The organism is Falseniella ignava, from assembly GCF_002847645.1.
GTDB lineage: Bacteria > Bacillota > Bacilli > Lactobacillales > Aerococcaceae > Falseniella > Falseniella ignava.
In genome coordinates this window covers 79,074-90,000 of sequence record NZ_PKHE01000004.1, presented here as the reverse complement: position 1 = coordinate 90,000, position 10,927 = coordinate 79,074, and the positions used below count along the sequence as shown (strand labels likewise).

General features: G+C 37.6%; 6 protein-coding genes, 11 tRNA genes, 1 riboswitch and 1 other annotated feature. Of the genes, 14 read left to right on the top strand and 3 right to left on the bottom strand.

The window, feature by feature from the left end:
* Window positions 1-4: 4 nt before the first annotated feature.
* The 12 genes from CYJ57_RS02660 (at window position 5) to metK (ending at window position 3,507) form a co-directional block, all read left to right on the top strand.
* Window positions 5-77: transfer RNA gene (locus CYJ57_RS02660), tRNA-Ala, on the top strand.
* A 12-nt stretch (window positions 78-89) separates the two neighbouring features.
* Window positions 90-163, top strand: a tRNA-Met gene (locus CYJ57_RS02655).
* Window positions 164-173: 10 nt separating this feature from the next.
* Window positions 174-247 (top strand) — tRNA-Ile (locus CYJ57_RS02650).
* Window positions 248-279: 32 nt separating this feature from the next.
* Window positions 280-369 (top strand) — tRNA-Ser (locus CYJ57_RS02645).
* A gap of 10 nt (window positions 370-379) precedes the next feature.
* Window positions 380-452: transfer RNA gene (locus tag CYJ57_RS02640), tRNA-Met, on the top strand.
* A gap of 11 nt (window positions 453-463) precedes the next feature.
* Window positions 464-534 (top strand) — tRNA-Gly (locus CYJ57_RS02635).
* Between the two features lie 13 nt (window positions 535-547).
* Window positions 548-621, top strand: a tRNA-Ile gene (locus CYJ57_RS02630).
* 20 nt (window positions 622-641) lie between these two features.
* Window positions 642-731, top strand: a tRNA-Ser gene (locus CYJ57_RS02625).
* Between the two features lie 228 nt (window positions 732-959).
* Window positions 960-1,031: transfer RNA gene (locus CYJ57_RS02620), tRNA-Glu, on the top strand.
* A gap of 19 nt (window positions 1,032-1,050) precedes the next feature.
* A tRNA-Asp gene (locus tag CYJ57_RS02615) sits at window positions 1,051-1,123 on the top strand.
* A 7-nt stretch (window positions 1,124-1,130) separates the two neighbouring features.
* Window positions 1,131-1,201: transfer RNA gene (locus CYJ57_RS02610), tRNA-Gly, on the top strand.
* A 1,036-nt stretch (window positions 1,202-2,237) separates the two neighbouring features.
* Window positions 2,238-2,325: riboswitch (SMK box riboswitch) on the top strand.
* A complete protein-coding gene (gene metK / locus CYJ57_RS02600) occupies window positions 2,323-3,507 on the top strand; it encodes a methionine adenosyltransferase (protein WP_006701447.1) in 1,185 nt (394 codons plus the stop codon). (Overlaps the previous riboswitch by 3 nt.)
* Before the next feature lie 64 nt (window positions 3,508-3,571).
* Here the strand turns inward: metK and CYJ57_RS02595 are convergent, their stop codons facing one another.
* From CYJ57_RS02595 to mnmM, 3 genes are all read right to left on the bottom strand, one after another.
* On the bottom strand, window positions 3,572-4,462 hold the full coding sequence (locus CYJ57_RS02595; RefSeq protein WP_101953956.1) for an FMN-binding protein: 891 nt from the start codon (window positions 4,460-4,462) through the stop codon (window positions 3,572-3,574).
* A gap of 20 nt (window positions 4,463-4,482) precedes the next feature.
* Window positions 4,483-5,814, bottom strand: coding sequence for a ferredoxin--NADP reductase (locus CYJ57_RS02590; RefSeq protein WP_101953955.1), 1,332 nt, complete (start codon window positions 5,812-5,814; stop codon window positions 4,483-4,485).
* A gap of 96 nt (window positions 5,815-5,910) precedes the next feature.
* The gene (gene mnmM / locus CYJ57_RS02585) at window positions 5,911-6,480 is read right to left on the bottom strand and encodes a tRNA 5-(aminomethyl)-2-thiouridylate-methyltransferase MnmM (protein ID WP_101953954.1); all 570 of its coding nucleotides are present in this window, start codon (window positions 6,478-6,480) and stop codon (window positions 5,911-5,913) included.
* Window positions 6,481-6,616: 136 nt separating this feature from the next.
* Here mnmM and CYJ57_RS02580 point away from each other — a divergent pair, with 136 nt between their 5' ends.
* Window positions 6,617-8,218 (top strand): LysM peptidoglycan-binding domain-containing protein, encoded by a 1,602-nt coding sequence (locus CYJ57_RS02580; protein ID WP_101953953.1) that lies wholly within the window; start codon window positions 6,617-6,619, stop codon window positions 8,216-8,218.
* A gap of 4 nt (window positions 8,219-8,222) precedes the next feature.
* Window positions 8,223-8,443 (top strand) — a binding site (T-box leader).
* 52 nt (window positions 8,444-8,495) lie between these two features.
* Window positions 8,496-10,913, top strand: a complete 2,418-nt coding sequence (gene leuS, locus CYJ57_RS02575) for a leucine--tRNA ligase (RefSeq protein ID WP_101953952.1) — start codon at window positions 8,496-8,498, stop codon at window positions 10,911-10,913.
* Window positions 10,914-10,927 lie beyond the last annotated feature (14 nt).

Sequence of the window (10,927 nt, the reverse complement as noted above, 5' to 3'; positions counted from 1 at the left end):
TGATGGGGAATTAGCTCAGCTGGGAGAGCGCCTGCTTTGCACGCAGGAGGTCAGCGGTTCGATCCCGCTATTCTCCATTTTGTTAATATGGCGGTGTAGCTCAGCTGGCTAGAGCGTCCGGTTCATACCCGGGAGGTCATGGGTTCGATCCCCTTCGCCGCTATTGTGATTTTGGACCTTTAGCTCAGTTGGTTAGAGCAGGCGGCTCATAACCGTCTTGTCGTAGGTTCGAGTCCTACAAGGTCCATTAAGGGTCTGAAAAAATTATTATATTATTATGGAGGATTACCCAAGTCTGGCTGAAGGGGTCGGTCTTGAAAACCGAAAGGCGGGTCAAACCGTGCGGGGGTTCGAATCCCTCATCCTCCTTTTTTATTATCGCGGGGTGGAGAAGCTGGCATCTCGTCGGGCTCATAACCCGAAGGTCGTAGGTTCGAATCCTACCCCCGCAATTTTTTATTTTGCGGGTGTAGTTTAGTGGTAAAACTACAGCCTTCCAAGCTGTTGTCGCGAGTTCGATTCTCGTCACCCGCTTTTTTTCTATAATGGGCCTGTAGCTCAGCTGGTTAGAGCGCACCCCTGATAAGGGTGAGGTCGGTGGTTCGAGTCCACTCAGGCCCATTGCTTATATCTTGGATTTTGGGGAAGTACTCAAGAGGCTGAAGAGGTGCCCCTGCTAAGGGCATAGGTCGCATTTACGCGGCGCGAGGGTTCAAATCCCTCCTTCTCCGTTGTAATTTATATTATGGTCCGTTGGTCAAGTGGTTAGCTGTTAACTGCTAAGCATAACCAATCTGGAGCTAACCTTAGTGCAGTTAACGATAAGCACTTCCTTATAAAAACATTTTTTTAAGGTCCGTTGGTCAAGTGGTTAGCTGTTAACTGCTAAGCATAACCAATCTGGAGCTAACCTTAGTGCAGTTAACGATAAGCACTTCCTTATAAAAACATTTTTTTAAGGTCCGTTGGTCAAGTGGTTAAGACACCGCCCTTTCACGGCGGTAACACGGGTTCGAATCCCGTACGGATCATTTTAATCTATTTTATCTAGGTCCGGTGGTGTAGTGGTTAACATGCTTGCCTGTCACGCAGGAGATCGCGGGTTCGAGTCCCGTCCGGACCGTTTTTATGCGGGTGTAGTTTAGTGGTAAAACTACAGCCTTCCAAGCTGTTGTCGCGAGTTCGATTCTCGTCACCCGCTTATCACGAGTAGGGTATTTTAAGAAGCCGTTAGGCTTTTTTATTTTGTTATTTTTTTAATCAAAAGAGAGGGTTAGTGAAAGATTTGTGCTTTCACTAACCCTCTTTTTGAATGGATAAATCAGTTTAGTAATAATAGGCAATGGCGTATAGTAATGTAATAATGGTACTGATAGAACAGAGATAATAATGTTTATGATTCATTTGAACTTCATTTTTAACTGGATTGACAATGGGTACTAGCAGAAATACGGATAACAATACAAATATAATCTGTGCGAGGTAATAGAATGTGGATGGTAAACTTAAGTATACCCCTAAACTAACGGCGATAAACGAACTGATAATCATTATACGATTAATCATTTTTGGTTGAATCGCAGGGGTTAAGTATTTATAATAACAGCACATATTGTAAGAACTTAAGCTAATCGCAAACTGAATAAAAACTAATGGAATAAAAGCTATTAATTGCTCTTTTGGTAGACTGTGTATTTGAGAATATAAGGCTATACAATTAAGAATGAATCCGTTAAACATTACCCTTAAGATTAATTGGTAAATTGTCCCTGAAAAATTAAATGGGAAATATTGTAAATGAATAAAGGCTACATACATAAATAAAAGTAGGTTGATTCGCCAATTCATCCTAAAAAATAGTGTGAGTAAAGCAATAGTTAAGATTGCTTCCGAAATAATCAAAAAGATGTTTAGTTTAGGATGATCATAATATCGATCTGTTTTTAAATGAAAAAGATAGTGAGTAGTCTCGGCACCCATCACCATTACACAAAGTAATATAGATGTCGTAAAATTAAATACATTTGAAGTGAAATACCCATAAATAAGGCCAAACAAAACTGTTGATAAGGGATATAACAATAATTTTGTTATAGGTAATTGTAATGTTTTGATTATATTTTTCATAAATTCCCTTTCTTGGTGAATATGTTATGTATATCTTATCTAATATTTGAGTTTGATACAAGATTCAAAACTCATTTACTAGATTATTCATATACGCAGTGTTATAATTCATATGTTACACATCATTATTCCCGATAGGGATTCAATTTAATTGAATGTTGCCTTGTAACCAATATATAAATGGGGGAAAATACATTGAATAAAAATTATTTATTTACATCGGAATCTGTCACTGAAGGACATCCCGATAAAGTAGCAGATCAAATTAGCGATGCTATCTTAGACGCTATTTTAGAGCAAGACCCAAATGCACGGGTAGCATGTGAGACAGCTGTTAATACCGGTCTAGTACTTGTTTTTGGAGAAATTACTACAACAGCGTATGTTGATATTCAATCCATCGTTAGAGAGACCATCCGAGAGATTGGTTATGAAAATTTCAAATATGGATTTGATGCTGATAATGTAGCTGTGTTGGTATCTATTGATGAACAATCACCTGATATTGCCCAAGGGGTAGACCATGCATTAGAATCTCGAGCAGCAGATTCTGAACAGTTAATTGGTGCGGGAGACCAGGGAATTATGTTTGGCTATGCAACTGATGATACGAAAGAATATATTCCTTTAACTGTCTTACTCAGCCACAAATTAGCAGAACGCCTTGCTTTTGTACGTAAATCTGGAATTGTACCTTATTTAGGACCAGATGGTAAGACACAAGTTACCTTTGAATTTGATGAACATCGTCGGCCGATTCGTATCGATAACTTAGTAATTAGTGCTCAACATGCTGAAGAGGTTACATTAGAGCAAGTTCGCAAAGATATTATTCAACATGTAATCGAACCGATTGTATATGAGAAATGGTTAGATGATGAAACACGTATTTTTATTAATCCGACCGGTAAATTTGTTATTGGAGGTCCAGTAGGCGATTCGGGATTAACAGGGCGTAAAATCATCGTAGATACTTATGGGGGTGTTGCACACCATGGAGGAGGAGCATTTTCAGGGAAAGACTGCACCAAAGTTGACCGTTCTGCATCATATGCAGCCCGCTATATTGCTAAAAACTTAGTGGCAGCTGGTGTGGCTAAGGAACTTGAGATTCAGCTTGCTTATGCGATTGGAGTTAGTGAACCTACGAGTATTTATGTGAATACATATAATTCGGCTCAGTACCCAGATGAGGTAATTATCAAATTGATTCGTGATCTATTTGATTTAACGCCAAATGGAATTATATCAATGCTAGATTTACGTCAGCCACGTTATCGTAAGACAGCAGCTTATGGTCATTTCGGACGCAATCTACCAGAGTTTACTTGGGAAAAACTTGATAAAGTTGATGTTATTAAGGATTACCTTGCTAAATAATAATCAAACAAAAATAACGGCATGCCAATTAAAGCACGCCGCTATTTTTTATTTAATGAGGTGTTTAACGACTCTGATTGATAGCATCCTCAACTGCTTCGATAATAGCTTCAGCTAATGAAGTTGGTTGACTTAAATTCAATTGAGTAGAGTTTGAGTTAATAATTGATTGAGAGATTAACTGGTATGTTTTATTTTTTGCCATTTGATCAGAATTAATATTTAAAAATTTAATAGATTTAATTTGTGCATCTTTAAGTGTAACTTCGACTTCAACTTCATGATGATCTTTCTTTGATTTACCCGTATATTTTCCGTTTGATATGGTAGTTTCGGGTTCAATCGTCGTTGCTAGGTCATCTTCTTCGCTGGATTCTTCCTCAGTTATTTCATTCGTTTCGTTGGTTGCTTCAAGTGAGGTAGATTCAGCAGATGTTTCTTCGACATTACTTGTTTCTTCAGTTTCTTCAGTTTTTTCGATAACCTTAGTTGTTTCATCTTCTGTGACTTCGGTTGTTGTAGGAGTTACTTGTTGATCGATGGCAGCAGGCTGTTCTAGTGCTTGACGAACCGATGCTTTAATTAATTCAATTAAAGGTCGTGAATCAAGGGTTTCTCCCTCAATATCGGGGGAATTTGCCATTACAATTAATGATGGGAAATGCTTGATAATTTTTTCAGCATCCTCTGCTTCGCTAGCATAGTCTAGCACTTGAACATCCTCAATTTGTCGGTCATGGACGGATACTTTAACATTAACGTAGTCCGAATCTTCTTTTGCGAGACCAAAGTATATCCCATCATCATATTGAGGGTGATTATTGATGACTTCAATAATATCTGAACCATTATCTATTGATTTAAACGATATTTTATCTGTATAAAATAGTAGTGTAGCAACCCATAAAATGATACTTAGGATAAGAACATTTAGTATTGTTTTTGATTTATTCATTGGATTTATCCTCCTATTCTCTAGTATTCAGTAAAAATATGTTTCTCTGGAACATTCATTTGTTGCAAGAATGTTTCGGTTGCTTGAACAAAGGTTTTGGGGCCACTAGTTATAAAGGACGTTGTATCTAGATCATTGTTATTTAAAAGTTGTTCAAGATAAGTTGCATCGATAAATCCATAATCATATTGGGTTGTTTTTTCATTCGTTAAAATAATTCGATAATTAAAATTTAAGAAAGTCTCTTTAAGTGTATTGAGTATATCAAGCAAATAAATATCTTCCTCAGATGTGAGACTCCAAATTAATGTGATTGGTTGTTCTGATTTTTCTTGATATAGTAGTTGTTGAATCAAGCTTAAACCAGAGAATATCCCACTTCCCGCTGTGAATAGATATAGACTTCGGGCTTGGTTCTTAAGAATATTTCTAGCTTCATTTTGATTAGGGCCTTCTAATATAACATTATCCCCTTGGGATATATTGTTTTGAAAGACTTGTTCTGGTGTTGAGTCCTTAACAACAAAACGCAGTTGATTTCCAGCAAATGAGTCGGGTAACGTGTAAGCTTTTAAAGGATTATCAGTTATGATTTTATTTCCTTGTTTAAAGCGAATGTTAAAAATATCACCCGGCTGATATTGATTGAGTTGTGCATCATTGGATTGAGTGGTAATCAAGTAATGTTGCGCAGTGATTCGGGTGCTATCAATTAATTTATATTTTGGTGATGTATAGGACTGGAATGTTTTAAAAGCATAGACGCCAAGAATAATTAGTGAGTATAAATTAATAAACGTCATAAACAAATTGTTTTGGTTATAGAGTGGAATGAGTGTGATATGGAAGTAAGCCACTAAAGTAGCAATAACAACCACGCGACTCATCCAAAGGTTAATAAAATGACTAAAACGACTAGCGGTTATTTTTTTGAGTTTGTTACGAGCAATTCCAAATGATTGAGGAGAAAAAATTATTGTTAAAAGTACGATGGTTACTAATAGGACTAGACTAATATAGCCTAAAATAGATGAAATACTATCTATTATTAACGTTGGGATAGCTAATCTTGTAAGTAAATGAATGGCTACAAATACAAATAGTAAAACAAAGAAACCTGTGAGGATATCTTTTTGATGTTCCTCAGTTATTTTTTTTCGGAGCCATTTTAGTGGGGTGCTTAGAAAGGCAATCATTAATAATAGGACATAACTGTAAATACCTGAAGTAAGCGCAAGTAATTCCACCATGGTTAAAGGATTTGATTGTCTTAAAACTGCAGCAAATAATGTAATAAACATGAAGACAGTGATAATAGGTAAAAACCATTGATATCTATTTTTATGAGTCATAGTAAACCTCTTTTCTTAAATTTATGAATCTCTTATGACTAATTTTACCATATTTTATACAAGATTACATTGAAACGATGTTCGAAGATATTGATACTAGATGCGCTCGATAGCTAATAATTCCGGCGGGTTATTTTTTTGATTAAGTGCATGATAGTGATATATGTGATATGCCTGTTGATCGATTGTTTTAAGATAATTTAAAAGTTGTTCTTTTTCCACTTGTCCTTCAGAATGTCCAGAATAAATGACAATGAGTATTCGACCTTTTCGAACAAGTCGTGACATAATTTGTTGAAGCGCATTTAATGTTGATTGAGAGCGGGTTGTAATTTGATGATTGCCCCCAGGAAGATATCCCAGATTGAAAATTGCACCATGAATTAAAGAATTTGAATTGAGATAATTGAACAAAGTATCGTGGGAGGCATGAATGAATTGATATGAAGCGGAAGTAGTCTGAAGCTGATTGATTCGTTGATAGGAGTTAAGAATCGCTCTAGCTTGAATATCAAAAGATAATAATCGACCTTTAAAGTTTTTATTACTTAATATAAAATAACTATCATGTCCGTTTCCTAGCGTTGCATCGATAAAAAGTCCTGATGGGAATCGATTGATTGTTTCTTCAAGAAGTTGATGACTAAATCGCATAGCATTGAGCATAAAAATCCCTCCTGAGTTACAAAGTTATTACATGTATTACATGTTAACTAAAAATACCATAAAATCAACACTATTGGCTCTAAATCAGCTATAATTCATAACGTGATAGAATTTCGAAAAATAGGAGGACTGGCGAATGCGTACCCGTCGTAGTATACATAAATATCAACAAAGAAAAAAATCGATGAAGCGAATGGCAACCTTCAATACGGGGCTTGCATTATTGAGTGCTGCTTGTATTGCACCTGCTCATTATCAACAAGCCGGTCACGTATTAACCGTGCACGCGCAAAAATTATCTCCAGCACAATTTTTAAATTTAGTCGCTGATTCAGCAAAACGAATCGCTGCGAATAATGATCTTTATGCGTCTGTTATGATTGCTCAAGCCGCACTTGAATCTGCTTGGGGGAATAGTACGCTTGCTAAAGCGCCTAACCATAACTTATTTGGTATTAAAGGGAAGTATGAAGGACAATCGGTTGAGATGCCAACTTTGGAAGATAATGGTGAAGGAGAGTACTACCAAATTAATGACCACTTCCGTAAATACGATGAGTATGCAGAATCACTAGAAGATTATGCACGTTTGTTAACGGGAGGGCATGACTCAAGCGATTGGCGTTATAACTTCTATGCAGGAGCTCGAAGAAGCAATACCCAAAGTTATCATGATGCGACGAAGCATTTAACAGGGCGTTATGCAACAGATACACGTTATGGACCAAAATTAGATAGCATTATTAAAATGTATAATTTAACGCGTTACGATGTGGTGGATACAACTGCGATTGCAGAGCGCCAAATTAAAGCTGAAGAAGAGCAAAAGCGTCTGGCTGAGCAACAACGTCAATTAGAGCTTCGCCAAGCACAAAATCAAACATCATCAAATTCAACAGGGGTTACTTACGTGGTTCAACCCGGAGATGGATTGTATCGTATTGCTTCTGCTCATGGTATGACATTGAATCAGTTACTCGCACAAACTGGCTTCAATATTAATACAGTGATTCATCCAGGTCAGGTCCTCAATTTAGGAACGGCTGCAAAACCAGTTCAACCTGCAGCACCATCTGAGTCTAAGCCAGCAACTGAATCGAATGAGAATAAAGTTAATACCGAAAAAATTAATCAAACGCCAGCTCCGAGTGCATCCGCACCTCAAGCAACACCAAAACCAATAGTCCCTGCGACACCTGCACCAGCTGCGCCACGTCCTTCACAAGGTGTTTCTACACCTCGTGTTACACAAGGTACCTATGTTGTTCAACGAGGACAAGGATTATATACGATTGCGCGTCAAAATGGAATGACATTAAATGAATTGATGCAAATGAATGGATTAACTTCTTACTTAATTCATCCAGGACAAGTTTTGAAAGTTAAAGGTCAAACTCCTACAGTTTCATCTGCCTCATCTAAGGAAACTGCACCAACAACTCAAGAAACAGTGACAGAAAATAAGGTTACACCAAATGTTCCAGAAACGTCGAATACCGCGACAGCGCCTAATTACACTCAACCTGTAGTGGAATCAACACCGGTAGTTGAAGAGGCCGAATCGAAAGCACCAGCAGCTCCAGCAGAATCAACGCCATCGACGACACAATCACATGTCGTTCAAGCTGGAGATACACTCTATGGAATTTCAATGCGCTACGGTGTCGATGTACATCAATTGATTGCAAATAATCAGGGCTCATCGTTAATTCACGTAGGTCAAGTGATTAATTTTTAATAAACTAAATTAGATCGTAGAAATTATTAGTTATTCAGTGCTGTTTAGAGAGCTTACACCTGGTGAAAGTAAGTCAGTAAGGAGTAATGAACTCATTCTATGCTAGCTTAATTGAAAAAAAGTAGATTAAGCCGTGATATCAACGTTATCGATATTAAGCAAATATAATATAAGAAATAAATTATATTTGAAAATTAGGTGGTACCGCGTTAAGACGCCCTATGTTATGATATGAGTAACATAGGGTTATTTTTATAGAAAAAAGGAGAATTCCAACATGAAATATAATCATCTAGAAATTGAGAAGAAATGGCAAGAATATTGGGAAGAGCATCAAACATTTAAAACATTAGATAGAGGACCTGAACATCCAAAATATTATGTTTTAGATATGTTCCCATATCCATCTGGACAAGGGCTTCACGTTGGGCACCCTGAAGGTTATACTGCAACAGATATTATGGCACGAATGAAGCGTGCGCAAGGTTATGACGTATTACATCCAATGGGATGGGACGCTTTTGGACTTCCAGCTGAACAATATGCGCTTAAAACCGGAAATAACCCCGCAGATTTTACACAAAAAAATATTGATACTTTCCGTCGCCAATTGAAATCACTCGGTTTTAGTTATGATTGGAGCCGGGAAATTGATACAACGAATCCGAAGTATTATAAATGGACCCAATGGATCTTTACGAAATTATACGAAAAAGGGTTAGCCTACGAAGATGAGATGATGGTTAACTGGTGCCCCGACCTCGGAACGGTCTTAGCCAATGAGGAAGTCATTGATGGTGTTTCTGAAGTTGGAGGTTTTCCAGTCTATCGTAAGCCAATGAAACAATGGGTCTTGAAAATTACGGAATATGCAGAACCGTTATTAGAAGGACTCGATGATTTAGATTGGCCAGAGAACGTTAAAGAAATGCAGCGAAACTGGATTGGTAAATCCTCAGGGGCAGTCATTAAATTTAAAGTCGATAGTTTCGATGAAATGATTGAATCCTATACAACGCGTGCTGATACACTATTCGGTGTTAGTTATGTGGTGGTTGCACCTGAGCACCCAGTAGTTAAGCACATCGTAACGCCGGAGTACCAAAAAGAGGTAGAACAATTTTTAAAACAAATCGAAACTAAAAGTGATTTAGAACGTACTTCGCTTAATAAAGATAAATCGGGAGTCTTTACTGGAAGCTATGCCGTTCACCCTGTTACCGAAGAATTAATTCCAATTTGGATAGGTGATTATGTTCTATATAACTATGGGACAGGTGCTGTGATGGCCGTTCCTGCACATGACCAAAGAGATTATGAGTTTGCCCATAAATATGACTTACCGGTTCATCAAGTGATTGAAGGGGATATCTCAGAAGAAGCTTATGTTGAAGATGGAACTCATATTCATTCCGAATTCCTAAATGGCCTTAACAATCAAGATGCCATCGAAAAAATGATTGAATGGTTAGAAGCACATCAAAAAGGTTATGCTGAAATTAATTACCGTTTACGCGACTGGATTTTCTCACGTCAAAGATACTGGGGCGAACCTATCCCAATTATTCACTGGGAAGATGGTACAGTGACGGTTGTTCCAGAAGAAGAATTACCGGTGGAACTTCCTTTAACAGACCAAATCAAACCAAGTGGAACCGGAGAATCACCACTTGCTAATATTTCAGAATGGGTTAATGTTGTAGACCCTGAAACAGGTATGAAGGGGCGCCGTGAGACGAATACGATGCCACAATGGGCAGGTAGCTCATGGTATTTCCTAAGATTTATGGATCCGAATAATGACGAACAATTTGTAAGTCCCGAAGCTATTGCAAAATGGCAGCAGGTGGACCTTTACATTGGTGGAGTAGAACACGCTGTTTTACACTTACTCTATGCACGGTTCTGGCATAAAGTACTTTACGATTTAGGACTCGTTCCAACCAAAGAACCTTTCCAAAAATTATTCAATCAAGGAATGATTTTAGGGGAGAACAATGAAAAAATGTCTAAATCAAAAGGCAATGTAGTAAACCCAGATGATATCGTTCATGATTTTGGTGCGGATACGCTAAGACTTTACGAGATGTTTATGGGGCCTTTAGATGCTTCAATTGCTTGGAGTGAGAAAGGTCTTGAAGGTAGTCGCCGCTTCCTAGACCGTGTCTATCGACTTTTCATTGATGAAGAGACAGGACAGTTGAATCCTAACATTGTCGATTTAGATGATAAGTCGCTTGAGAAAATTTATCATCAAACCGTTAAGAAAGTATCAGAAGATTACGAGCAACTTCATTTTAATACGGCAATTTCACAATTAATGATTTACTTAAATGCAGCACGCGAGCAAAGCGTCTTGCCGAAAACTTATATGGAAGGATTCTTAACCTTAATCGCTCCGATTACGCCACATTTGGCAGAAGAATTGTGGCAGGCGATGGGGCATACGCAATCCATTTCCCTTGAGACATGGCCGACTTATGAAGAAGCACTGACGAAGGATGAAACTGTTGAAGTCGTGATTCAAGTCAATGGCAAATTGATTAAAAAAATGGACATTGAAATTGATTTGTCAAATGCAGAAGTTGAGTCTATGGCACGCAAAATGATCGAGCAAAAAACAGATTATGACCATGAAAAAATAAGAAAGGTTATCGTTGTTCCGAATCGTTTAGTTAATATTGTTATTAAGTAATGATATGAAAGGAG